We start from the raw sequence: 26,788 nt of genomic DNA, 5'->3' as shown, positions 1-26,788 counted from the left end.
TTTACGGCGTACCTGCCAATCCCCATAAAATAACGATCGCCGCAAAATAAATCGCTTTAATACCTACAACTGAACATAATAAAATAATTGCGTATTTACTTAATTCTCTTCTTGCACCGATTAAAGTAAAAATAACCGCCAAACTAAACGTTATATAGGAAGTTGCGGTATTTATTAAGTAATACATACTATCTAGATTCTGTGTAAGCCCTGTTATATCGGCTACAAACTGAAGCATGATGATCATGCTAAAAAAAATTGCAAGCTGATTCATTAATTTCCCGTTTATTCGGGATACCATATGTCTACACCTCCCTACATTGAAGAGTGAATATTCAATCTATTTTATCATAAGAATTCCTAATAATGTAAAAGAACGCTTAGTATATTTCTAAGCGTTCTTTCTCGACTATTTAAGAAGCCTTCTTCAAATCAATTTGAACAAGTACTGGATCGTGGTCACTTACACGTCCATGTTCTTTCATAATGTTTGAGTTTAAGTGTACAGGGTCTACAATTGTGTGCGGTGCGATGTTATTTGTTACTAAAATATGATCTAGCACTTGTGCGTTACCTTCATGAATGTACGTGTAGCGGTTCTCTTTCGGCACTGTGTTTAACATATCTTTTAATATCGTTCCCTCTAGTGCTTCTAAAGGTTTAGAGAATTCAAAGTCATTCATATCACCTAATACAACAACTGGTGCATTTGTATTCTTTTCTTGAATACCTTGTACGAAATGATTCACTTCTTGTGCTAATTGAACTCGTTTTTCTTCACTCTTTAATACGAGCGGCTGCACTTTTCCAAATGGCGTTGCATCTCCTAGTTTTGAGTTTAAGTGATTTGAAATGACAACAACGTTTTGTCCTTGGAATGTAAATTCTGCCGCTAACGGTTTACGTGTACTTTCAAATAAAGGATTTTCGTCTCCAATACGAACTACATTTTTATCTAGTAACTTGGGTACTGTCGCTAATTTCACACGAGATGGGTTATAGAAGAAACCGACGCGAATATTCGCTCCAGGTGCCCCGCCGTCTTGATTGTTGTTCGGCGCAATTTCTACATACTCATACTTCGGTCCACGAATTTCTAATACAGCATCAATGATACGTTTTGCGCTTAAAGATGCATCAGTCGTACCGTCATTGATTGCTCCATTATTATCTTGCATCTCTTGTACACCGATAATATCAGGCATTTTTAAATTATATTTAATAGAATAAGCTAACGCTTTCACTTTTTCATCTGTTGTTTCTTTTTTGTTCGCTGAGAAGTTTTCAATGTTATATGTAGCAACTGTTAACTTATCAAGACGCGGCTGAATATTTGCCCCTACTTGCTTAAATCCACCGTCCACTACAGATGGTAATTCCGTTACTGGCGAAATGCGGAACGAACCGTAGTCATATCCTACTACGCCTGTTATATCTCCAGTGAACGTATCGCCTACTTTCGCGACATAATCACGAGGTACTTTTACAGAAAGGCGCTCTGGATTTAATTGCTCTTTATCTAATAAAGGTGTACCATACTTCGTTACTACTTTATCTCCGCCATTTTTTACTGTTACATATAGGTTACCATTTTTCTGAGGAGCGATAATTTTTGGCGTTGGCATCGTAACGCGCATGCCTTCTACACTCTCATAAAAATCAATTGCATCTTCGTTCGGATCAAATAGACCAAATCCATCATTATCAATAATTTGATCTGGGATTTTCACTCCGTTTTCTCCTAATACAATCGGCGCTGGTAAAGGTTGATCTTTTGCGATTACAGCAACACGACTCGCCTTAATTTCCGTCGTCGTTAAGTCTGTTTCAAATCGCTCTGCATATCCAGGTCCAACATATTCTTCTACTTCTCCATCAACTTGGACAAGATCTCCTACTGCTACATTCGCATCTTTTTTGTATACGTAAATACCTTCAGAAGTAGCTGGATCATTATCCGGCTGATTATCTTCTACATAAAAACCATTTTTATCAAGTGCTGTGACAACGCCTTCCACATTGTTTAATTTCTTCCCATTGTAAGGAGAAATATGTGATTTCCCTTGAATATCATGAATACGAACTGGTTCATTTGTTACGATTATAAATGAAAATGTCGAAACTGCTGAAGAAGTAAGCCCTTCTTTTTCAGCGATTGCTTTCACTACACTATTTTCATTCACTACAATTTGTCCGTTATAACGAACACTTTTATTTGTAGGATTAGAGCCATCTAACGTATAGTAGATTGTTGCTCCTTCTGTATTCGTTGTTAATGTTACTGCTGTTCCTTTTGCAACTTCCCCACCATTTGGTGATGCCACTACATCGCTAACGCGGTTTTGTTCTTCTCCTTGAAACTTATGAGCTGTTACTGATTTTAAACCTGGGCTACCGAAATATAACTCAAGCATCCCTGTCAACCTAACTTTCTTCCCGATATTTTCAGGATGATCTTTCACGTTTACAGCCGTCCTCACATCACCTTTTGGTAATTGAACAGGCATGATCTTGTCTGGATTTGTTTCGTTTGGCGAATCGGCAATTGCCACGTTTGTGTCGTCAAACTTAGCCGGATCTTTCGTGTATTTAGAAGGACTTTGCGTATACCCAACGATATATCCTTCCACTATCCCCTTCGTTTTCCCTTGCTGCTTAAATACTTGAATTGCTTTTTCTACTGACATAGAAGTAGTTTCTTCCGCCTGCGCTAAAGTTCCAGTAAATGAAAGCAATAACATTAATGATAAAAAGACACTTAACAATTTCTTCACAGCCATCTCCCTCTCCCTATTTCATATTTTCTCAACATTTCTATCATATCAAATGATTCGTTATATAGAACTATATTTCGACAAGTTTTACACAAAATTTATTTAATTTACAAGTTTTCAAACTATAATACAAAATAACTTATATAGGTTTATTGACTAAAGGTATTTTATCCAATAAACAAAACGCCTTCAATATAATTGAAGGCGTTTTGTTTGAAATATTTTAATGTGCGACTAATTTAGTCTCCATTACTTTCTCTAAATGAAATAACACACGTTTCGCCGCTAACTCACCTTGCTCAATACAAGCCGGAAGACCAGAACCAGCGTAAGAACTACCTGCCAAATACACACCTGGCAATTCTTCCTCCATAAATGTTGTGAGCTTTTTCATTCGCTCTTTATGGCCTACTGTATATTGAGGCATGGCTTCTTTCCAGCGGCTTACAATTGTAAACTCTGGATCCTCTGTAATATCCATTGTCTTTTGTAAGTCCTCTAATACGAGCTGTACAATTTCTTCGTCAGTTTGTTCAACAATCGCTTCATCACCTGGGCGTCCGACGTAACAGCGAAGAAGCGTTTTTCCCTCTGGCGTTGTATGTGGCCATTTTTTATGTGTCCACGTACACGCTGTAATTGTATAATCACTATTTCTTGATACGACAAATCCGGTACCATCAATATCACGCTGAATTGCAGACTTTTGGAAAGCAAGTGCCACGTTTGCAACTGATGTAGACGGAATGTTACGGAAGAAACGAAACTGCTTATACTGCGCAAACATAGATGGCAATACTTTATGCGGCGTCGCAACTACAATCGCGTCTGCTTCCATTTCTTTTCCGTTACTAAGCGTAATCGTATAACTATCACCAAGTTTTGCAACCTTTTCGATACGAGTTCCCTTCATTACCATATCATTAGGAATCTTCGTTTCAAGAGATTCTACTATAGATTCTAAACCGGTTTTCACAGTTTTAAATATTCCTTTTTTCAATTCAGCCTTCTCTTGCTTTGGAGCGAGCGTACGCATACCGAGTGAAATACTACGGTGCTCCTGTTCAATTTGATAAATTTGAGGGAATGTTGACATTAAACTCATTTCATCAATATCCCCTGCATAAATACCAGATAATAATGGCTCAATTAAATTTTCAACGACTTCATTTCCAAGGCGATGCCTGAAAAACTGCCCGAGTGATTGATCAGAAACTGGTTTTGATCTAGGCATTAATAAGTCAAAACCAGCTCTTAGTTTACCAATTGGGGAGAACAATCCGGAAAATAGAAACGGCGTAATTTGCGTTGGAATTCCCATCATTGAACCGCTCGGCATTTTATGTAACCGATTGTTTACGAGAACGAACGATTGACCAGCCTTATTATTTACAAGTTCAGCATCAAGTCCTAATTCTTTCACTAATTTAGCTGCACTCTCTTTTCTTGCTAAGAAAGAATCAGGACCGCGTTCAATTGTAAATCCATCTTTTTGAACGGTTTGAATTTTCCCGCCAAGTTTACCAGACGCTTCTATAAGCAATGCATCTATCGGCAAGTTTTTTTCACGAATTTCTTTTTGTAAGTTATACATTGTTGTTAATCCTGTGATGCCACCGCCGATGATCACAACTTTTTTCCTCAAGTAAGCTCCCCCTTTCTACTTACATTACAGATTCTTTTTTCTTTAATACAACATCTGCTAAACAGTCGATAAATGCGTCCGATGCGTTTGGCATTTCTGGACGATAATATTTCGCGCCAATTTCATCCGTTACAACTTTACACTCAAAGTCATTGTCATATAAAACTTCTAAATGTTCCGCAACAAATCCAACTGGTGCATATACGAATGAATTGTAGCCGTACTTTTCATTTAATTCTCTCGTTAAATCTTGTACATCTGGACCAATCCAAGGATCTGGTGTATTTCCGGCACTTTGCCAACCTACTGCATAATTTGCTACTTCAGCACCACGTGCAATATAGTCCGCTGTTTCATTTAGTTGATCTGGATATGGATCGCTGAGTGCGATAATTTTTTCTGGTAAGCTATGTGCAGATACGATTAACACTGCTTTTTCACGTTCTGCTTCTGACATACCGTTATATATACCTTTCACTGCATCGACCCAATACTGAATAAATTTCGGTTCTTTATACCAGCTATCGATGCCGTGAATTGTTAAGTTTCCAAGTTTTCCTGCTTCTTCTTGCGCTCGTCCTACATACGACTTCACGCTAAAAGTAGAATAGTGAGGGGCAAGAACGAGTGCAATTGCATCTTCTATTCCATCTTTATGCATAGCTTGTACTGCATCTTCAATGAACGGTTCAATATGTTTTAAACCAAGATACATGTGGTACTCTACTTCATCTTGTATTTCATTTAAACGCGTTTCTAACTTTTTAGCTTGCTCTAATGTAATAGTAGCTAAAGGAGAAATACCACCAATTGCACGGTAACGCTCTGTTAAATCTTCTAGCATCTCAGGACTTGGCTTTCTTCCTCTGCGAATATGTGTATAGTAACGTTCAATATCTTCTTCTTTATATGGCGTTCCGTATGCCATTACAAGCAAACCAATTTTCTTTTTCATACAGACAATCTCCTTTACTTCGCTAACTGTTCTTTAGAGTACTCATGAATAAATGTAGTTAAGCGTTTTAATGTATCTGGATTTACTTCTGGGAATACGCCGTGACCTAAGTTAAAGATATAACCTGGCTGCTTCATCCCTTGATCTAAAATACCTTTTACATGTTCTTCAATAACAGGCCAAGGTGCTAATAAGAATGAAGGATCCATATTTCCTTGTACCGCCTTGTGAACACCACGTGCGCGTGCTTCTTCAATCGGTAAGCGCCAATCTAAGCCTACTACATCAAGCGGTAAGTCGTGCCATTCATTCACTAAATGTGCAGCACCTACGCCGTGCATAATCATTGGAACACCCACCTTACGAACTTCTGCAAAAATACGCTCCATCGCTGGTTTAATAAATATACGGTAATCCGCTACATTTACTGCTCCAACCCAAGAATCGAAAATTTGAACCGCTTTTACTCCTGCGTTAATTTGCGCTTTTAAATATGTAATAACCATATCTGCAAGCTTATCCATTAAAGCGAACCACGCTTTCGGCTCTGCATACATAAACGCTTTCGTATTATGATAGTTACGAGAAGGACCGCCTTCAATCATATAGCTCGCTAACGTAAATGGAGCTCCTGAAAAACCGATTAACGGTACATCTAACATTTCTGTCGTTAATAAACGAATTGTATCTAGTATGTAAGGTACGTCATCTTCTGGATTGATTTCCCCTAATTTTTCTACGTCTTGTAAAGAACGGATTGGACTATCGATAACTGGACCAATGCCAGATTTAATTTCCACATCAACACCAATTGCAGGTAGTGGTGACATAATATCTTTATAAAGAATTGCTGCGTCTACGTTATATTGATCAACTGGCAACTTTGTAACGTAAGCGCACAACTCTGGATTATGTGTAATTTCAAATAAAGAATATTTCTCTTTTATCTTTCTATATTCCGGCTGTGAACGACCTGCTTGACGCATATACCATGCTGGTACATACTCTGTACGTTCCCCCCTACATGCTTTTAAAAATGTCTCATTTATAGTTCTTACCAAGACCCTAGCTCCCTTCCTTACCAATGCTTTTTCTTTAAATATGCTCTATTCCGATATTTATCTTTTTTTACTATACAGCTTGTAAAAACAAAATGCATAACATTATGTACGTTGTTCATTAAATTGACACAAACGTTCGTAAAAACGTTTACTATTTTCACAACATTCTTATTATAGCACAGAGAAAAACTACGGTTTAGCTACTTTTGACTTTTCTCCTTCACGGTTCGTTTGTGTGTTATATGGCACAACGTAAAAACTTGGTTTTGAGAATATATTAATAAACTTCTCCTCATATTTCCCTGTTCCTTTTGCCGTTCCAACGTGAGTATGAATTCCTTTTTCAACTTTATAAATCCGATACATAATTCGCTCATCAGGAAGCGGCGTCCAGCTTAGTTTCATTGCAAATAAACCGAAAGGACTAAATGCTAGTTTTGCTTCCACGTTTTGAATCTTATCTAAACGAATTGGCAGTCCAATTGTTTCAACACCTTTTGGCCTATGAAAACTCGCTTTATCTTGTATGTTTGCTTTCGTTAAAATCTTTTTAAATAACATCGTTGCAGATGCATTTCCATCTTGTAATTGATGCTCTTTATCGGTGCGGTCATAGCCAATCCAAACTGCACCTACTAAATTCGGTGTATATCCAACGAACCACATATCACGCGCACCATTGTCATCATTCGGCAATGAAGTTGTGCCTGTTTTTCCAGCTAAAGCTCCATTATATACGCCAGCTTTCGCCGTACCTTCTTTCACAACTCCTTCAAGCATCTTTGTCATATACCATGCCGTTTGCTTCGAAAAGACTTTCGTTTCAGCTTTTGATGATTCTCCAATGACTGCTCCGTGTCTATTTAATACTTTATCGATAACGTGCGGTTCGATAATATTCCCGTTTGCTAAAAAAGATCGGTACATTTTGACAAGATCAAATGGAGACACACCATTTTTCAGCCCGCCAAGTGCTGTGCTTAAACCTGAGTCCGCAATATGAACATTCCCTTTCTCTAAATATTGCTTTCCCTCATCTACCCCTAATTCATTTAATAAAGATACAGCTGGCACATTTGCCGATTCTAATACCGCATCGTACATCGTCATCTCTTTCGTATACTCATGATTATAATTTCGAGGTTCATAACCTTCAAACGAACTTTTTTCATTCGTTAATAAAGAATATGGATTATATTTCTTCGTCTCAAGTGCAGGTCCATATACGATAAGCGGCTTTAAAACAGAACCAGGCTGCCGCTTTGCAAAAACGCGATTAAGCCCTCTCGGAACATACTCTCTTCCGCCAATCGCGGCTTTAATTCCGCCAGTCTGATTATCCATTAATAAAAATGCACCTTGCGCCCCGTTTTCTTTACCAGGGAAATTTCTCGCATCTTGAAACTGGTTATATGCTACCTTTTGAACTTTTTCATCCATCGGTACGACAAACGTATATCCTCCGCGCAGTACTTCTTGATGCGATAAACCATATAAACGCGCCGCTTCATCTATAACCATATCGATATACGGCATATATGCGAGTTCACGTTCATCTGAATTTTTATAAAGAGCGATTGTTTTCCCTTGGTAACGAACACTATCTTCCGCTGTTAAATAGCCTTGTTTATGCATAAGTGACAAAACAAGATCACGGCGCCCTTTACTCTTTTCTAGGGATAAGTACGGTGAATAGCCATTTGGTGCTTTCGGAAGCCCTGCAAGCATAGCTCCCTCTTCCACTGTTAAATCTTCTACATTTTTATTAAAATACAACTTTGCTGCCGCTTGGATACCATATGCCCCATGACCGAAATAAATATGGTTCATATACATTTCAAGAATTTGCTGCTTCGTATATTTTTGCTCTAATTGAAGAGAAATTGCGACCTCTTTCAATTTACGCGTAAATGTTTTTTCGCGAGTTAAAAAGACATTTTTAGCTAGTTGCTGCGTAATCGTACTACCGCCTTCTACCTTCTCTCCAGCTAACGCGTCTTTATAAAGCGCCCGAAATATAGAAGGGTAATCAATTCCTTGATGCTCATAAAAACGAGCATCTTCCACAGCAATAAATGCTTGCTGCACGTACTTTGGAATTTCTTCAATCGGCACGAGCTCTCTATTTTCTACATATAACTTCGTAATTTCTTTTCCTTTCTGGTCAACGATACGTGATGAAGAGTGGAAAACAAGCTGCTTTTCATCCATCATATAGCCACCAGTTAACACAATAAGTTTATAGAGTACAATCGCTACTACCAACGTTGCTACCCCGCCTAATAAAGTCCACTTTGCTTTCTTCATACATCGGCCTTCTTTCCAAATGATGGTACATTTATTATTTGAAAAAGAAGTATCTTTATGTATATAATCTTCGAAGTTTTTTAAGAGAATTGATATAATAGAGACAAACCATAAAGGGGGCATTAAAATGAAGGCTATTATTTCATACGAAACACCTCTAGAACAAGCACATTTCACTGCAAAAAATAACGAAAAAGATATGTTTTATAAAGAAAATACTGAAGAATCTGTGGAATCCACACTTCAGTATGACGTATTAGACGCTGTTGGAGAATTTAAAGGACAACCTGGCTACATCGTTTGTAACAACATTTCTGTAACAGACGAAGGTCGCCCTGTATTTGAAAACCGTTTTAAAAACCGTGCTGGTCTAATCGAAAATGAGCCTGGCTTCCAAGCAATCCGTGTTCTTCGCCCATTAAGTAATGATACATATGTCATCTTAACGATGTGGGAAACTGAGCAAAACTTTAAAGACTGGACAGAATCACGTTCATTCGAAAACGCTCATAAAAAACGCCCTGCACAAGCAGAGGGACAAGCTCAGGCTCAGGCGCATCCACATGCAGAACAGCAAAAAAGTATTTTCTCTCGCCCGTCGTTCGTGACTACTTTTGATGTGTTAGTTTAAGTTTCTGAGTTTAGAGACCTGGCTACATGAAATTATATTAGCGATTTTTCGAATATATCGACTTATCGACAAATGACGACACACAAAAAGGAAACACCATTACACGGTGTTTCCTTTTTCTTTGTACCAATTATATATGCGAAGCGCGTCTTCTTTTCGCATATGCTTCACTTCATAACCATGTCCCGCCACCGCTACAGCAGCTGTACATAACTCATCTTTCTTTTGAAAATGCGACTGATTATATCCTACTACTTGAACATGCCTTCTTCGCATGATCCCTGTATATTTCGCGAGACCTCGGTGCACCATTACTAACTGATTGTCTCGTATCATATATCCACCACTTTTATATCTAGCGTATGCAAGTATTGTAAATACAATAAATAGCGGTATAAGAACGAACAACGCAGTATGTTGTTTAAAATATATACTCGCACCAGCGATTGGCACAGCGAGCACAGCACTTGTAATCCAGCCCATTACGACGTAACGGCGTAATGCAGCCTTCGGTAAATGAACGATTTCCTCTTCTATTTCATATGGCAACTGTAAATAGGCAAGTAGCTGCTGTACATCTTTTTTCTTCATAAAAGGATGTAACATCACTTCATTCCCTGCCGCTTCTATACTTTGAATGACTTCCACTTCGACAGAGCAATAACCGAAAGGCTGGCGGAGAATTCCTTCTTTCACAGTAATTGCTTGAATGCGGTGGAGCTTTAAGACAAACTCTTTCTTATCAAATAACCCTTGCACAATACGAATTTCATTTCTGTTTCGCTCTATTTTAAAGTTCGCATATTTTAGCGCATAACCAGCTGTCGAAACGACCCACGAAACCGCCATTAAAATCGCGGCCATAACGATTAATTCATATACACCGTTATCCATCACATACGCTTCCACTTTATTTATGAGCCATTCTGGAAGAAATTGATTAAACTCTGTGTAAATAAGAAGTAATCCAGAAAACACTAATCCGAATCTACCAGACGTAATGGAAGCTACTAAAATCTCTTTCATCGTTAACTGATAAATCGTCTTACTTTCTTCTGCCCTGGGTACTTCTTCACTCGCAGCGCTTCTTTTTTTATTTAATAAGGCAATCAGTTCCTTCGCTTCATCTTCTTTAATACCAGCTAACATCACTTCCGGCTCACTACCGCCGCCCGCTACTTCTATATTTAATTTCGTAAGCCCAAGCATTTGATAAATGACATTAGAAGATGTACTAATGTTTTGCACACGATCTTTATTTAAATAACTTTCCTTCTTCACAAAAACACCGTGTTTAATATGTACAATATTATTTTCAACCCAGTACACTTTGAAATACCATTTTATAGCTGAGAAAATTGCCATAATAAATAATATGGCCAAAAGAACAAGATGTAAGAAATACCAAGGTTTTACTTCACCATCTGAACGAAATAAAACAAGAAAAATAAAAGGCAACAAAGTCGCAATTCTAATACCTAACAATATCGTAATCGGATGTTGCCTCTTATACACCCTCATCACTCACCTTCGCAAGCTCTCCAATTTGTCTTTTCAACTGCTCTGCTTCTTCTTTCGTTAAGCCTGGAATACTATGAGAAGTTGCCGCTGTTGAAATATGTAATTCTGCTAAATTATACTTTCTCATAATCGGTCCTTGCTCAATCGTTACGTGCTGCACGCGGATCATCGGAATAAGTACGCGTTTTGCAACGAACATTCCCTTTTGAATCTCAATCTCTTCTTCATTTAATCTGTAACTATAATAACGTTGACGTAAATTTGGAAATACAAAATAGTCGAGTGGTATGTATATAACTGCTCCTGTCACTAACAATCCAAACAACCAGCCCCACCAGTTAAAGTTAATCATAAAAAAGAAATACGCAATTACGACTGCTAGTATAACTGCCGCCCCAATTAAAGCATGAATTCTCCACACTTTTAGCATATTAGAATGAATCTCCCTCTCTAACGGCTGCATCTCATCACTCCAATTATATGAATTTATTAATTATATATTAGTTGTTATATACAGTTTTGTAAAATTATAGTTTCTTACATTGTGTCGAGCATTTCTTTAAAATTCCCTTCATTAATGGAATACACCTGAAACTGAATGTAATCTATCTCATTCGTATTAGGGCGAGCGTATGGCAAAATGTTAAATTTAGAAGCAGTTCTTCCTAACATATCTATAATCATTAGAGAAACGTCAATATATTCGAAGTCTACACGGAATACTACTGCTTCTCCCGTAAATTCATACTCTTTAATCGCATCATAAGACTTATTCGCACTTATAAGCGTCACTTTTAATAGTTGGTTTAAATTTTCTGGCTTGAAATTAATCATTTATACAACTCCTTTTTAATAAAACACTATGAAAATAGTGTAATCCTTTACTTTCATAGCCTCACACATTCATTATATTAAAAATAAAGCTAGTTTTTTATAATTTTTTTGATATAATTACTTACGGGAAACGGGAAGAATTTTGTCTTCCCTTGTGTTTTTATTTGCATCTAGTACTTTTGCTAGATGCCTTTTTTTATGCTAAAAAGGTACCCTCATATACTTTGAGGATACCTTTTTCATCAATTTAGTGCATTTCAACAATTGTACCATCTTCGAACACCTTGAATACGCCAGTAAATCCTGCTCCAGCTGCGCCTTCTATTTTATATGTCGTACGCACTCTAATTTGATAATATTTCTTTCTATTTTCTACTTGCGTATCCTCTAGCGTGTAATTATATTCTTCTTTATATTCATTTTTGATATATTCTTTAGCTTTCTCAAAAGTAAATGCATCTTGATTCTTCCCTGTCTCTACTTTTTGGTTCTTTTCTGTTACTACCTTCTGATTCTTTTCTGTCTCTGTTTTTTGGTTCTTTTCTGTTACTACCTTTTGATTTTTTTCTGTCTCTGTTTTTTGGTTCTTTTCTGTTACTGCCTTTTGATTTTTTTCTGTCTCTGCTTTTTGGTTCTTTTCTGTCGCTACCTTTTGACTCGTTACTGCATCATTTTTTTGTGCCTTCGCTGCTGTCGTTACACTCTTTGCAGTTTTTTCCTCTTCACCAATTTTAGTGATTAATCCTAAAGCCTTTTTATTATATTCTTCAAGGTTCTTGTTATCTTTTGTTTCTGAAACTACCTTATTTAACATCTCTTTCGCTTCTGCATCATTTTTCTTACTTATTAACTCTTCGCTTTTCACCAGTTGCTCGCTATAATTCTTTTTTTGTTCTAAGATCGCTACTAATGCTGTTCGTTCTTCCTTTGCTTGTTTTATAAGCGTATTATTTCCATTCTTCATGTTCTCTACTTTTTCAAATGACTTGATTGATTCTTCTACCTTTGTTTCTTCTTTTAACTTCACTGCTTCAATCATTACTTTCGTTTGTTCTACAAGCACTGTTGCATCTGAATCACCTTTTTTCTCATCTAATGCTCGTTCAAATGATGATAAAGCATTTTTATATTCTTTATTCGTTAACGCGGTCTTCCCTTCATCCATTGCTTTGTCAAAATCCCCATTACTACATCCAGCTAGCATTAAAAACGTAAGTCCAATTACCGTTAATAACTTTCTCATTTTCTCTCCCCCTATATATAACTAAAACAATAACATCATATGTATAAAAGTCTGTGTAGTAATTAGACTGAAAGTAAATATGTACTGTACATTTCATTTACTATCATTACTTAAAACTCCTAAATAGTTGGTAGTTGGTTTTCTTCTTCTTTTAAGACAGAAAGGAATTTTAATAAAGCCCTTACTCAGAATCTTTACTACACACACTCTTATACACACAGAAAAATCATTTTTCGTTTATAGTTTGCTATTTCTTCAGCTTTAAACACTCTCAGCTAATTGGAATAAGAACTATAATCTGTAACATACCGAAAAGCAAAAGAAAACAAACCGTAACAAAAGTCACAATTCGTAACTCTCTTGTAACACAAATGTAACATAAGGTTTTTAAACATACAATAGTTTTTTTTACATTATTTTCCGCCCTCTACATTTTAAGATCCAATAAGATTCCAACCCTAATTTCATCTCCCACCTACTATTGGACTATCGCTCTTCAAACGCTTTAAGAACGGGATTTATTTCCTAAATCATTAAAATTAATTACATAGATTGCTCTTTTTTCAACAAAACACTACGAAAACGTATAACCTTTTCCTTCCATACCTTTACACATCAAATATATATAATAAAGCTAGTTTTTATACTTTTTTTGAAATAAGCACATTCGTGAAGCGGGAAGACATTTATCTTCCCTTGTGTTTTTTATTTGCAGCTAATTCTTTTGCTAGATGCTTTTTTTATGCCAAATAAAGATAAAAAAGGTATCCTCAAATACTTTGAGGATACCTTTTCACTTTTATTATCTTTGCTGTTTTCTACCTAATACGAGTAATCCAAAACTCATCATTACAAGAAGTGCTCCCATATATGGTTCCACAGGCATTTTCTGCCCTGTCTTCGGTAATTCTTTTTCAGGTTTCTCTGGATTCATTGTTCCAGGCTTCTCTGGGTTCGTTGTTCCAGGTTTCTCTGGATCTGTTGTTCCAGGCTTCTCTGGATTCGTTGTTCCAGGTTTCTCTGGATCTGTTGTTCCAGGCTTCTCTGGATTCATTGTTCCAGGTTTCTCTGGATCTGTTGTCCCAGGCTTCTCTGGATCTGTTGTTTCCGGTTTTTCTGGATCTGTTGTTTCCGGTTTTTCTGGATCTGTTGTTCCAGGCTTCTCTGGATCTGTTGTTCCAGGCTTCTCTGGATCTGGTTTTTCCGGTTTTTCTGGATCTGGTTTTTCCGGTTTCTCTGGATCTGGTTTTTCTGGACCTGGTGGTGCTAAATGACTCAATTCGTTTAATACTTCTAATTGAACTGAATTTATCATTCCTTTTGTGATTTCAAATGGAATTGGATTAGTTAATTTTTCATATCCTTTTGGTGCTTCTACTTCTACAAGTGTGTAGTTACCTACAGATAGATCTGAGACTTTTGCTTTTCCTTCTTTATCTGTTGTTACTCTCGCTACTACTTTACCTTTTTCATCATGAACTTCAAACACAGCTCCTGATAATATATTCTTGCTTTCAGCAGCCATTTTTGTAATTTCCACTGAACCTTTATCTAACTGTTCATTCTCTACTTTCAATGATAAAACTTTCGTCATACCTTTTGTAATTTCAAATGATACTGGTTCTGTTAATTTTTTGTATCCTGGTAAGTTTTCCTTCTCTACTAATTTGTACTTTCCTACAGATAAATCTGAAATTGTTGCTTTTCCTTCTTTATCTGTCGTTACTTCTGTTACTACTTTGCCTTGCTCATCTTGCACTTCGAAGACTACGCCTGCTAATGCTTTTTGACTGTCTTTATCTACTTTTGTAATTTCTACTGAACCTTTATCTAACTGCTCATTCTCCACTTTCAACGATAGGACTTCTGTCATACCTTTTGTAATTTCAAATGATACTGGTTCTGTTAACTTCTTGTAACCTGGTAAGCTTTCTTTCTCTACTAATTTGTACTTGCCTACAGATAAGTCTGAGACTTTTGCTTTTCCGTCTTTATCTGTCGTTACTTCTGTTACTACTTTGCCTGCTTCATCTTGTACTTCAAAGACTACGCCCGCTAATGCTTTTTGGCTCTCTTTATCTACTTTTGTAATTTCTACATTTCCCTTGTCTAACATTTCGTTTTCTACTGTTAAAGTAAGAGATTTTGTCATACCTTTTTCAATTTGGAAAGTAATCGGATCTACTAATTGCTTATATCCTTTTGGTGCTTTTACTTCTACCAACTTGTATGTTCCAACTGATAAATTAGTAACTTGTGCGTGTCCTTTTTTATCTGTCGTTATTTTAGCGACTACTTGTCCTGCTTCGTCTTGAATCTCAAATACGGCATCAGCTAAAGCATCTTTATTTTCTTTGTCTACTTTTGTAATTTCTACATTTCCTGTATCCACTAATTCATTTTCGACAGTTAATTGTAATGCTGTAACTCTACCTTTTTCAATTTCGAATAAAATTGGTTTTTCTAGTGGTTTGTATCCGGCTGGTGTTTCTACCTCCACCAACTCATACTTTCCAATAGATAAATCTGAAACGTTTGCCTTTCCATCTTTATCCGTTTTTACTTTTGTTACTACTTTCCCTTTTGAATCACGTACTTCAAATACAATACCTTCTAATGGTGCTTTACTATCTTTGTCTATTTTTGTGATTTCAACATTCCCCGTATCCACCATTTCGTTTTCTACAGTGAACGCTAGAGATTTTGTCATACCTTTTTTAATTTCAAATGGTACCGGCTTTTCTAATTTTTTGTATCCTGGTAAGCTCTCTACTTCTACCAGCTTGTACTTTCCTACAGATAAGTCTGAAACGTTTGCTTTCCCTTCCTTATCTGTTGTTACTTTTGTTACTACTTTGCCAGTTTCGTCTTGAACTTCGAAGACTACACCTGCTAACGATACCTTATTATCTTTATCTATCTTCGTTATCTCTACATTTCCCGTATCTACCATTTCATTTTCTATTTTTAATGATAGAACTTCTGTCATACCTTTTTTAATTTCAAATGATACTGGTTCTGCTAACTTTTTGTAACCTGGTAAGCTTTCTTTCTCTACTAATTTGTACTTTCCTACAGATAAGTCTGAAACGTTTGCTTTTCCTTCCTTATCTGTTGTTACTTTTGTTACTACTTTGCCAGTTTCGTCTTGTACTTCAAAGACTACGCCCGCTAATACTTTTTGGCTGTCTTTATCTACTTTTGTAATTTCTACTGAGCCTTTATCTAACTGCTCATTTTCTACTTTCATTGATAGGACTGTCGTCATACCTTTTGTAATTTCGAATGATACTGGTTCTGTTAATTTTTTGTATCCTGGTAAGCCTGCTTTTTCTACTAATTTGTACTTGCCTACAGATAAGTCTGAGATTTTTGCTTTTCCTTCTTTATCTGTCGTTACTTCTGTTACTACTTTTCCTTGCTCATCTTGTACTTCGAAGACTACGCCTTCTAATACTTTTTGACTGTCTTTATCTACTTTTGTAATTTCTACTGAACCTTTATCTAACTTTTCGTTCTCTACTTTCAATGATAGGACTTCTGTCATACCTTTTTTAATTTCGAACGATACTGGTTTCGCTAGTTTTTTGTATCCTGGTAAGCTTTCTACCTCTACTAGCTTATATTTCCCTACTGATAAATCTGAAATTGTTGCTTTTCCATCTTTATCTGTTGTTACTTTTGTTACTACTTTATCTTTTTCATCTTGCACTTCGAAAATTACGCCCGCTAATATTGCGCCACTTTCTTTGTCCACCTTTGTAATTTCCACTGAACCTTTATCTAACAGTTCGTTCTCTACTTTCAATGATAAAACTTTCGTCATACCTTTTGTAATTTCGAACGATACTGGCTCTGTTAGTTTTTTGTATCCCGGTAAACCTGCTTTTTCTACTAATTTGTACTTGCCTACAGATAAGTCTGAGACTTTTGCTTTTCCGTCTTTATCTGTCGTTACTTCTGTTACTACTTTGCCTGCTTCATCTTGTACTTCAAAGACTACGCCCGCTAATGCTTTTTGGCCTTCTTTATCTACTTTTGTAATTTCTACATTACCCTTGTCTAACATTTCGTTTTCTACTGTTAAAGCAAGAGATTTTGTCATACCTTTTTCAATTTGGAAAGTAATAGGATCTACTAATTGCTTATATCCTTTTGGTGCTTTTACTTCTACCAACTTGTATGTTCCAACTGATAAATTAGTAACCTGTGCGTGCCCTTTTTTATCTGTCGTTATTTTAGCGACTACTTGTCCTGCTTCGTCTTGAATCTCAAATACGGCATCAGCTAAAGCATCTTTATTTTCTTTGTCTACTTTTGTAATTTCTACATTTCCTGTATCCACTAATTCATTTTCGACAGTTAATTGTAATGCTGTAACTCTACCTTTTTCAATTTCGAATGAAATTGGTTTTTCTAGTGGTTTGTATCCGGCTGGTGTTTCTACCTCCACCAACTCATACTTTCCAATAGATAAATCTGAAGCATTTGCTTTTCCATCTTTATCCGTTGTTACTTTAGTAACTACTTTCCCTTTTGAATCACGTACTTCAAACACAACACCTTCTAATGGTGCTTTACTATCTTTGTCTATCTTTGTGATTTCTACATTCCCTGTATCTACCATTTCATTTTCTACAGTAAATGTTAAAGACTTCGTCATACCTTTTTTAATTTCAAATGACACTGGCTTTTCCAACTTTTTATAACCAGGTAAACTTTCTACCTCTACTAATTCATACTTTCCTACAGGTAAATCTGAAACATTTGCTTTTCCATCTTTATCTGTCGTTACTTTTTTCACCTCATTGCCCTTTTCATCTTGGACAACAAACGCTACTCCCGCTAACGGCGCCTTATTATCTTTATCTATCTTCGTTATCTCTACATTTCCCGTATCTACCATTTCATTTTCTATTTTTAATGATAGTACCTCGATCATGCCTTTTTTGATTTCAAATGATACTGGCTCTGTTAGTTTCTTATAGCCTGGTAAACTTTCTACTTCTACTAGTTTGTACTTTCCTACTGATAGGTCTGCAATTTTTGCTTTTCCACTTTTATCTGTTGTTAATTTCTTTATTACTTTTCCAGCTTCATCTTGCACTTCGAAGACTACACCTTCTAATGCTTTTTGGCTGTCTTTATCTACTTTTATAATTTCTACTGAGCCTTTATCTAACTGCTCATTTTCTACTTTCAGTGATAAGACTTCTGTCATACCTTTTTTAATTTCGAATGATACTGGCTCTGTTAATTTTTTGTAACCTGGTAAGCTTTCCGTCTCTACTAATTTGTATTTTCCTACTGATAAGTCTGAGACATTCGCTTTTCCATCTTTATTTGTCGTTACTTTTTTTACCACTTTTCCTTTTTCATCTTGCACTTCGAAGACTACGCCTGCTAATGCTTTTTGGCTGTCTTTATCTACTTTTGTAATTTCTAATGAGCCTTTGTCTAACTGCTCATTTTCTACTTTCAATGATAGGACTGTCGTCATACCTTTTTTAATTTCAAATGATACTGATTCTGTTAGTTTCTTGTAACCTGGTAAGCTTTTCGTCTCTACTAATTTGTACTTTCCTACTGATAGATCTGAAACGTTTGCTTTTCCATCTTTATCTGTTACTACTTTTCTTACCACTTTATCTTTCTCATCTTGGACTTCAAATTCGACACCCGCTAATACTGCGCCGCTTTCTTTGTCCACTTTTGTAATTTCTACATTACCTTTGTCTACCATTGCATTTTCTACTGTTATTGGGAATATGCCGTCCCCTGTTACATTTACTTCGAACTCTTTTTCTTTTAATTGGTATCCTTCGGGCGCTTTCGTTTCTTTTAAAATATATTTTCCTGGTGCTAACGGTTTAGAAATTGCCTTACCGTCTTTATCTGTAATAATATGTTCAACTACTACACCGTCTTTTACTACATCAAACTCTGCATTTGCTAATGCTTTACCACCATTTTCCGAATCAATTTTCTTTAATTCAATTTGACCCTTTTGCATGGTATTTTTAATTTCAATTGTTTTTGTTTCTCCAGCTTGAAGTGTAACCTCTACCGGACTTGTTAATTTTTGATATCCTTCAGGTGCTACTTTTTCATAAATTTTATACGTTCCAGGTGCTAAAGTTTGAGGGGCTGAAAAACCTTTTTCGCCTGTTTTCAGTACTGCAACAACCTTATCCTCACTATTTCGAACTTCAAATTCGGCACCTGTTAACTCTTTATTCGGATCCTCAGCATCTATTTTATGAATAGCTACTGTACCTTCTTTTGGAGGTTCCGGCGGCGTAACCGTTACTTCATTTGATGTTAATTTCTTATCATCAAAATGTAATTCTGCTTTATTAGGAATCTTCTTATCTACGTAAGAAGATAAGTCTGCATCAGCTTTAATTTTCGCCTTAATATTCAAGTTAATTATCTGGTCTTCATATGACTTATAGTCAAAACTCTCACCGAACGTAAATGCTACTTCACTTTTTTGTTTATCTATCTTTAGTGTTCCTTTAGAAGTAATATCTTGGCCATTTTGATCATACACTTTTGCCTCTAATACTTCTAATACATCTTCTAAATCATCACTAATTACCATAGATGTGTATTTAGGAGGATCGTTTGGTATATGTGTACCAACTTGATATTGAATAGGTTGATCCATTTGCGCTAACTGCTGATTCTCTACAAGCTTACCATTCTCATCAACTATATTCTTTTCAATACTAGGTGGATTATCTTCGCCTGAACCGCTTCCTCCCCCACCACTTACGAATACTTCTCCTACTTTTTCTTCAGTTTTAATATTTTTGCCTTCTAATTTCACTGTATTTTTATGAGGCTTTGCAGCGGGATTGGTAATCTTTGTTTTATATCTTAAAATATAACCTTTTGAACTGTCTGGAAATTCAATTGTAAATCCAGTCTTCGTTGCATTAATTTTAATTTTAGATAAATCTGCTGGCTTAATATTTGTTGGTGCATAACCATCTTCAAATACAGCCTCTTCTAATACTACACTGTCTGTAATTAACTCATGCCCAGGTCCTAATGTATCTGTTAATTTAAGATCTTGCATTTCTGTTCCAGTTGCATTTACATATACAAGCCAATCAGCAATGGACGGATCTTCTTGATTATAAGAACCCCATTTCAATAGGTTATCTGTATTGGGCTGCGGCTTCGGTCTCTCTGTCGTATTACTTACACTTACTTCTTTATTTACGATTTGACCATCAACGTTAAATTCTAATGGGATTTTTTGGACACCATCATATGCTTCTAGACCAAAGTAAAATTCTACGAATAAAGAACCTTTAACGTTATTCTTTCCTTCTACATAATCACCCATAGTACACGTTAATAGACCCTTTTTCATCTCACATATACCAACTGTTTTGCCTTCAGCATCTTTTAAAGGAAAACTCATATTCATAAGATCTTTTCTAAATTCTTTTGGCATATCAATTGTGAATTGATCTCCACTTTTTATTTGCTCTTTAGCTGACCACTTCACTTCTACTTTCATACCATCTGAAGCCTGATATGGTTCAGATGTTGTGCCATCAGTACGAGAAATATTAATCTCGTCCACTGGATTTTTTATCACAGCGGCTTGAATAACTGGAGCCCATACATTCAGCACTGAAAATAATACTAGAAAAACTAATGAAACCATTGAAATGTGCCTTTTAGTACTTTTCGTTTGCATAATTTCCTCCTAATTTTTTATATTTATATAACAAAAAAAGACCGTCCGGTTGCATCAAAAATGTGCAACCAGACGATCTTAGTAACCAATATATTACCGTAGACTCTAAGCTTTGCGGCCTATCCTTTCGAATAGTGTGCTAAAAATATTTTTTTATTCTTTTTTTGTTTCATTTTCCTTTTGAACCAAATATTACTATACCGTCTGGACGGTTATAATTCAACACCCTGCAAAATTGTTCTATTATTCTAATAAAAAAATAATTCCCCATCGGATTAAATAAACCAATGGGGAATTATTTTTTATTCTATAGTTTGTATATTCTACTTATAGGAAGCATTGATAAGAGCTTGAATCACTTTTTCTCTTAATTCAGAACTTAGTCTTCCAATCCCTAAATATTCCGAATACCATAATCCATCAGCTGCTAATCTAATAATTGTGGCACAAACAGAATCCATTTCATCATTTTCTATTTTAGTTTGCAATTGCTGAAATGCTTGTTGTAATGGCTCAAGTAATTCAGGTTTTAGCATTAATGCTGCCATCATACTACTACACAACTCTTCTGTTCTTTTCTCATTACTTAATCTTTCCTCTACAAAAGAACGAACCCACCTTCCTTTCTTCTCTGTGTCTTCCGTTACCTTATTATGAATAGCACCATGATACTCCTCTGTCCCTTTAAGTATCATGCCTTCTATTAAAGCTTCTTTATTTGAAAAGTGATACAATAACCCACCTTTACTTACACCTGCCTCTTTTGCTACTGCTTCTAAAGTTAACTTAGCTACTCCTTTAAATTGAACAATTTGAGAAGCGGCGGCTAAAATTTTTTGCCGTGTTATGCTCGTGTTCATTACTTTTTAAACCCTCATTTCTACTAATTCTATCTAAATACGTATTTTATTTTTAATATTGTTCAGTACTACTAGGTATTTTTTTATTCAATATAGGCTTCATTACATTTGAATTGTTAGTTGCTTCTTCTATTAAAAATTTCCATATCATCCAATATGATAACATTAAATACACTCCGTAGACTATACATCTATACATTTATATAAATTCCTAATATCCCCATAAATGTGAAATACAATTTTAACGAGTCGATTTCCTATCCTTTAGTTTTCAAGCATTTTTCGACGCTGGTCTTCCTACCACCCTATCAGCTTTATTGTTTTATTTTATAAGACGGTGCCAATTCTTTAATCACTAAATAAAAAATGTTATTACTTCTCTTTCTATAAGTAATAACATTTTCTACCTATAAACCACTTAACAAATTTCTCTCCAGCTAGCATCCTTCACATCTTCACTAGTCGGCTTTCTAACTGATCCAACGAAACATTCCTCGCAAGCACCAAACGCAATGAAATTTCTCTGCGCTTGTCTTAACGAGGGCTCATTTGCTCCGCCTTCAAAGTCATGATCGTTAAACTGAACAGGATCATCTTCCCAATAACATATGTTACAGATTTCATATGTACCTGGTGGTTCTTCTTCTATTGTTCTATACCCGCAGCATGGACAAGTGTATTTCATACAATCACCTTATTTCTCTTCATATGTAGTCCTGCTTACTAAAAATGTAATAGAGCAAATGACAGTTAGTCCCATAAAGTACATCATTACAACAATACGCGTATTTTCATATATTGTAGGGAACCCGTCAGATATAACTTCATAACCAAAAACAATACTTATAGCTAAGAGAATATATAAAATTAAGGATGGAATAAAATGTAGCTTTACAGGTAAAATAACACACCTAAACAATATCTCCCCAAGAAGACAGCCAACTAAAACAACAGGGATTCCAATTATCAAAGTAGCAGCCAACATGTTGGCCATAGCAATAAAAAGATTCGTAAAAATAGAAAATAGCCCTCCTTCGAAAATCCCCTTCTCATCGTATATTTGAACTATCGTCATTGAAATAAATAAGCTTAATAAAGAATGGGAATACGGAATTAAAAATTTCCTCAATCATGCTCACCTCACTTTTCCCTTCACATATATTATTCATTATTTTCTATCATTTTTACATAAAAAAATAACCCTCTATGATAAAACATAGAGGGAAGAATTTCTATATAAAGTGAAACTTTAATCAGCCCGCATCAATCGGGCGTTTACGGGCAGCCCGACTCCCACCTAACTTCTTTGCTCCACCTGAATTTTGAGGTGGGAGTTTTACTGCCCACAAATAGCGGGATAAAAACCTATACCTTATCCTGAAGTGAACCCGAAAACAGAACACATATCAAAACACCTAAACCGTCTGTTCCCTATATTCTTTAGGGGATAAGTGGTTTAGGTGTTTTATTAGAAGGTAGTACCTTCTTTTTTATAATATTCTTTTGAAATCTCTTCATAAAATGCTGCCGATGTCGCGTAGAAATAAGGTGCAGACCATAAGAAACCGATTCCTAAAGTAAGAATACTTAAAATGAACCAGCCAAGGAAACTTAAGCATAGTAAAAAGTAATCCATTTTATGTCCATTCATCATACGGCGACTTTCGGTAATTGCTTGATTCGCTGTGTATTCTGGACGATCATTCAAAATAAAATACGTCATAGAATAAGAAAATGATTTAATAATACCCGGAATAATAAGAAGTAATGTCCATAGCATCAAGTATACATACATTAGTAAATATGTTAAAAACGACTTCATAAGCTTACTTCCATCGCTAAACCATCTAAATAAATCACCAATGCGAGCACTAGTCTCACGGATTACATTTAAAACAAGATAGTAGGCGCCTATTGTTAACGGACCAATAACAAGCATTGCAATAATACTTACTGTAAGCGAATCACTTGCTTCTTCCCAACCCCAAAACATCGAGAAAACACCTGTAATTAGAAGTTCAACAGCTCCAATAAGGATTCCAAGTAATAAGGTTGCCCCTACCGCTAATCCCCATTTTCCTTTTAATGCATCAAGTGCTTCTCTTTTCAACTGACTTATCATATATAACCTCCTAATATTATTTCTATATTAGTATACCATTTATATCAAAAATTTCACGAATTTCCCTGAAATAGAAAGGTACTACTTTTTTCTGATACGTATTGAGAAATGTGAGCTGTATTTGCACCCATATATGAATCAAATTACTCATTTCTCCATAACAAAAAAGCCTGCCTTTCATACTAGGCAAGCCTTTTCAAATTAATTCTCACTTATTCTCTTCTTATACCAATCCTGCATTCTCTCCGCATCTTCTACTCTCGTATGCTCTAGTTTATAATTCGATGATGCACTAGAAAACGTATACGTACATAAATCCGCTCGGCGCTGGAAATATGATTGTGTTTTTTCAATTGATTGGACGTGTCTTCTTCTTACAAGTCCTGTATGTTTCCCAATACTACGATGTATAATCGTAATTTGTTCTCCATTTACACCGTAACCATTTGTTTTAAATGTTGCGTATCCAAGTGTAAAGATGAGGATAGCTAGCGGTAACAACGCCCACATGATGAAATACTTTTCAAAGTATATGCTTATCCCAGTAAGCGGGACTGCTAGCATTGCGAAGAAAATGAAACTATCAATTAAATAACGGCGCAAGGCTGCTTTTGGTAATGCAGTAATATTTGTATTCAGTTCATATGGCAATTGTAAATGAGCGAGTAACTCTTGCACACGATCTTTTCGAATAATCGGATGCAGCGTAACTTTGTCTTTCTCTTCTCCCAATCCCTTACTTTGAATGACTTCGACTTGCACAGCACAATAACCGAACATCTGACGGAAAATACCTTCTTTTATCGTAATCCCTTGAATGCGGTGTAACTTTAGTACTAGTTCTTTCCTTTCAAGTAATCCTTGAGAAATACGCACTTCATCGTTTTTTCGATTTACTGTGAAATTACCATGTTTTAACGCGTAACCAATTGTAGATATAATCCACGAAAGGACGAGTAAAATAGCTACCATGTAAATCCAGCCGTATATATCATGATCCATTACATACGACTCTACGCTATTTTTTATCCATTTCGGAATGTACTCATCTACTTGGTGATACACGAAAAAGATTAATGAGAATAATAATCCAAACTGACCAGATGTAACAGATGCTAATAAAATTTCTTTCAAAGTTAATTTGTACTCTGTCGCTTGCTTTTCCTCTGTCATAACTTCTTTTTCTACTACTTCTTCTGATGTTTCTTCTGCTTTTACTTCTGGAGTTGGCTCATTTAGTAAGGAAATAAGCTCCTTCGCCTCATCTTCTGTAATACCAGCTAGGCTTACTTCGGCATCATCGCCTCCGCCAGCTGTTTCGATTTGAATTTTCTTTAAACCGAGCATTTGATATAACACGTTTGAACTCGTATTAATCGTTTGAACACGTTCTTTATTTAAGTAGCTCTCCTTCTTCACAAAGAGCCCTTGTTTCACATGTAATACGTTATTTTCAACCCAGTATGTTGTGTAATACCATTTTTCAAACGCTGAAAAGACGGTGAGTAAACCGAATCCAGCGGGAATTAAATACCAAAATGGAAACTTTCCATTTAAACTAAACATGAAAATAAATAATGGTATAAAGTCTGTTATTTTTAATTCTAATAACATCGTAATGGGATGCTGCCTCTTATACATCCTCATCACTCACTTTCGCTAATTCTGCGATTCTCGTTTTCAGCATTTCTGCTTCGTACATCGTTAAGCCTGGAATACTATGAGAAGTTGCTGCTGTTGAAATATGTAATTCTGCTAATCCATATTTTCTCATAATTGGTCCTTGTTCAATTGTAACGTGCTGTACACGAATCATCGGTACTAATACGCGCTTTACAACGAAAAGACCGTGCTGAATTTCAAGCTCTTCTTCATTTAATTGATAGCTATAATAACGCTGACGTAGTTTCGGGAATAAAAAGTACGAAAATGGTGCTAGCGCAACTGTTAACCCAACCATCACATACAAAATCCACGCCCACCAATCAAACTTTATCATGAGGAAAAGGTATACTAAGATGACGAGAATACCTATCCCTTCTTCAATTACAGCACGAACTTTCCACACCTTGACCATGTCAGGATGAATTTCATTTTTCAATGGATCCATGTAACCACTCCAAATCTATTAATCTAATATATGAATACTCTCAATCTATATTTTACATAACTTTACAGAAAATTAGTATTTATTCTTCTTTATCTTTCTTCTCAGGAATAAAATATCCGAACCAAAGTAGCCAAATGAAGCCGATTAACTTCATCCAACTTCCATCCGCTTGAAAAGCTTCAATCATACCTGGTATTTTATAAAGTGAAACTTTAATCAGCCCTCACCAATCGGGCTTTAACGGGCAGTTGATCCCCCACCTAACTTCTTTGCTTTCGCTGAATTTTGAGGTGGGGGTCTTACTGCCCGTTAATGCGGGATAAATGCCAATAAATCCAAGAAAACCGAGCCACCAGTTTTTTTGCATTTTCACTTTTATTCCTCCTTCATGACGTTTTTCACATTTCGAATCCAAATTTCTTTATACTTTAACTGGAATCCCATTAACATGTAATTACTCATATTATCGATCACGAGCGCTAACGTATGAGCATTTTCTTCCGTTGCCTGTTGTGACACAACGTCAAGTTCCACACCTTTCTTCAATAAATCGTGGAAACCATTTAAGAAATCTTCTTGTATTTCAAATAAGCGTTTCTGATACTTTTCATTTCGCGATGCAGTTACGATGAATTCATTTATGACGCGTAGTATACCTTCTTGTCCTTCATACTCAGAGAGCATATGTAAACCATCGGCAATTAATTTTTCTGCAAAGTTTTCTTTCTTATATTGCTCTTTATCGAAGTAACTTGCAAAATGGTACCCAGAAAAAATTTCTTCAAATAAAAAATCAACTAACGCTTCTTTAGAAGAAAAATGATAATAAATAGCCGGTTTTGAAATACCTACCTCTTTCGCAATCATAGAAAGGCTCATCTTCTCAATACCGTGCTCTGCCATGAGTTTAAATGATGCCTCTACAATGTTTTGCGATGTTTGTAAATTCTTTGTCATACTGTACCTCACTTATTTTTACTTACCGGTCGGTAAGTAAATTGTAAAATA

20 protein-coding genes and 1 riboswitch are annotated in these 26,788 nt (G+C 35.8%); of the genes, 1 reads left to right on the top strand and 19 read right to left on the bottom strand.

The genetic code is table 11. From position 1 onward, the window contains the following. Nucleotide 1: 1 nt before the first annotated feature. The 6 genes from QCI77_RS05515 to QCI77_RS05490 form a co-directional block, all read right to left on the bottom strand. Nucleotides 2-301, bottom strand: a complete 300-nt coding sequence (locus QCI77_RS05515) for a hypothetical protein (protein ID WP_353824636.1) — start codon at nucleotides 299-301, stop codon at nucleotides 2-4. 112 nt (nucleotides 302-413) lie between these two features. Next, on the bottom strand, nucleotides 414-2,780 hold the full coding sequence (locus QCI77_RS05510; RefSeq protein ID WP_353824635.1) for a DUF6359 domain-containing protein: 2,367 nt from the start codon (nucleotides 2,778-2,780) through the stop codon (nucleotides 414-416). 217 nt (nucleotides 2,781-2,997) lie between these two features. Continuing rightward, nucleotides 2,998-4,419, bottom strand: a complete 1,422-nt coding sequence (gene hemY, locus QCI77_RS05505) for a protoporphyrinogen oxidase (RefSeq protein ID WP_215600947.1) — start codon at nucleotides 4,417-4,419, stop codon at nucleotides 2,998-3,000. A 19-nt stretch (nucleotides 4,420-4,438) separates the two neighbouring features. Then, nucleotides 4,439-5,374 carry a ferrochelatase gene (gene hemH, locus QCI77_RS05500; RefSeq protein WP_353824634.1) on the bottom strand — a complete coding sequence of 312 codons (936 nt, stop codon included), beginning with the start codon at nucleotides 5,372-5,374 and terminating at the stop codon, nucleotides 4,439-4,441. 14 nt (nucleotides 5,375-5,388) lie between these two features. Then, nucleotides 5,389-6,435: a uroporphyrinogen decarboxylase gene (gene hemE / locus QCI77_RS05495; protein ID WP_016101582.1), complete on the bottom strand. Its 1,047-nt coding sequence runs from the start codon at nucleotides 6,433-6,435 to the stop codon at nucleotides 5,389-5,391. A 189-nt stretch (nucleotides 6,436-6,624) separates the two neighbouring features. Then, entirely contained in the window at nucleotides 6,625-8,742 is a 2,118-nt protein-coding gene (locus QCI77_RS05490) for a transglycosylase domain-containing protein (RefSeq protein ID WP_002140738.1), read from the bottom strand. Nucleotides 8,743-8,869: 127 nt separating this feature from the next. Here QCI77_RS05490 and hmoB point away from each other — a divergent pair, with 127 nt between their 5' ends. Continuing rightward, entirely contained in the window at nucleotides 8,870-9,373 is a 504-nt protein-coding gene (gene hmoB, locus QCI77_RS05485; RefSeq protein ID WP_002087141.1) for a heme-degrading monooxygenase HmoB, read from the top strand. 99 nt (nucleotides 9,374-9,472) lie between these two features. Here hmoB and QCI77_RS05480 read toward each other — a convergent pair whose 3' ends face one another. From QCI77_RS05480 to QCI77_RS05420, 13 genes are all read right to left on the bottom strand, one after another. Continuing rightward, nucleotides 9,473-10,888, bottom strand: a complete 1,416-nt coding sequence (locus QCI77_RS05480) for a PH domain-containing protein (RefSeq protein ID WP_353824633.1) — start codon at nucleotides 10,886-10,888, stop codon at nucleotides 9,473-9,475. Then, the gene (locus QCI77_RS05475) at nucleotides 10,881-11,357 is read right to left on the bottom strand and encodes a PH domain-containing protein (protein WP_353824632.1); all 477 of its coding nucleotides are present in this window, start codon (nucleotides 11,355-11,357) and stop codon (nucleotides 10,881-10,883) included. Before QCI77_RS05475 ends, QCI77_RS05480 begins: the two co-directional genes overlap by 8 nt. A gap of 74 nt (nucleotides 11,358-11,431) precedes the next feature. Next, a complete protein-coding gene (locus QCI77_RS05470; RefSeq protein WP_003187801.1) occupies nucleotides 11,432-11,728 on the bottom strand; it encodes a hypothetical protein in 297 nt (98 codons plus the stop codon). A 247-nt stretch (nucleotides 11,729-11,975) separates the two neighbouring features. Then, nucleotides 11,976-12,971: a hypothetical protein gene (locus tag QCI77_RS05465; protein ID WP_353824631.1), complete on the bottom strand. Its 996-nt coding sequence runs from the start codon at nucleotides 12,969-12,971 to the stop codon at nucleotides 11,976-11,978. A gap of 802 nt (nucleotides 12,972-13,773) precedes the next feature. Next, nucleotides 13,774-20,688: a SpaA isopeptide-forming pilin-related protein gene (locus QCI77_RS05460; RefSeq protein WP_353824630.1), complete on the bottom strand. Its 6,915-nt coding sequence runs from the start codon at nucleotides 20,686-20,688 to the stop codon at nucleotides 13,774-13,776. A gap of 60 nt (nucleotides 20,689-20,748) precedes the next feature. Then, nucleotides 20,749-20,839: riboswitch (cyclic di-GMP riboswitch) on the bottom strand. A 172-nt stretch (nucleotides 20,840-21,011) separates the two neighbouring features. Further along, a complete protein-coding gene (locus QCI77_RS05455; RefSeq protein WP_215590879.1) occupies nucleotides 21,012-21,548 on the bottom strand; it encodes a TetR/AcrR family transcriptional regulator in 537 nt (178 codons plus the stop codon). 418 nt (nucleotides 21,549-21,966) lie between these two features. Further along, nucleotides 21,967-22,233 (bottom strand): CPCC family cysteine-rich protein, encoded by a 267-nt coding sequence (locus QCI77_RS05450; protein WP_002188651.1) that lies wholly within the window; start codon nucleotides 22,231-22,233, stop codon nucleotides 21,967-21,969. A 9-nt stretch (nucleotides 22,234-22,242) separates the two neighbouring features. Further along, on the bottom strand, nucleotides 22,243-22,677 hold the full coding sequence (locus tag QCI77_RS05445; protein WP_002087154.1) for a hypothetical protein: 435 nt from the start codon (nucleotides 22,675-22,677) through the stop codon (nucleotides 22,243-22,245). A gap of 339 nt (nucleotides 22,678-23,016) precedes the next feature. Continuing rightward, nucleotides 23,017-23,670, bottom strand: a complete 654-nt coding sequence (locus QCI77_RS05440) for a DUF975 family protein (protein ID WP_002030230.1) — start codon at nucleotides 23,668-23,670, stop codon at nucleotides 23,017-23,019. Between the two features lie 201 nt (nucleotides 23,671-23,871). Beyond that, entirely contained in the window at nucleotides 23,872-25,311 is a 1,440-nt protein-coding gene (locus QCI77_RS05435; RefSeq protein WP_201051428.1) for a PH domain-containing protein, read from the bottom strand. Beyond that, the gene (locus QCI77_RS05430; RefSeq protein ID WP_098322978.1) at nucleotides 25,304-25,780 is read right to left on the bottom strand and encodes a PH domain-containing protein; all 477 of its coding nucleotides are present in this window, start codon (nucleotides 25,778-25,780) and stop codon (nucleotides 25,304-25,306) included. The genes QCI77_RS05435 and QCI77_RS05430 overlap by 8 nt, the downstream gene beginning before the upstream one ends. Nucleotides 25,781-26,003: 223 nt before the next feature. Next, the gene (locus QCI77_RS05425; protein ID WP_353824629.1) at nucleotides 26,004-26,153 is read right to left on the bottom strand and encodes a hypothetical protein; all 150 of its coding nucleotides are present in this window, start codon (nucleotides 26,151-26,153) and stop codon (nucleotides 26,004-26,006) included. A 2-nt stretch (nucleotides 26,154-26,155) separates the two neighbouring features. Further along, the gene (locus QCI77_RS05420) at nucleotides 26,156-26,737 is read right to left on the bottom strand and encodes a TetR/AcrR family transcriptional regulator (protein ID WP_353824628.1); all 582 of its coding nucleotides are present in this window, start codon (nucleotides 26,735-26,737) and stop codon (nucleotides 26,156-26,158) included. Nucleotides 26,738-26,788: the final 51 nt, after the last annotated feature.

This window comes from Bacillus cereus group sp. MG9 (genome assembly GCF_040459995.1).
Classification (GTDB): domain Bacteria; phylum Bacillota; class Bacilli; order Bacillales; family Bacillaceae_G; genus Bacillus_A; species Bacillus_A mycoides.
The sequence above is the reverse complement of the archived record's forward strand: the minus strand, read 5'-3'. Positions and strand labels throughout refer to the sequence as shown.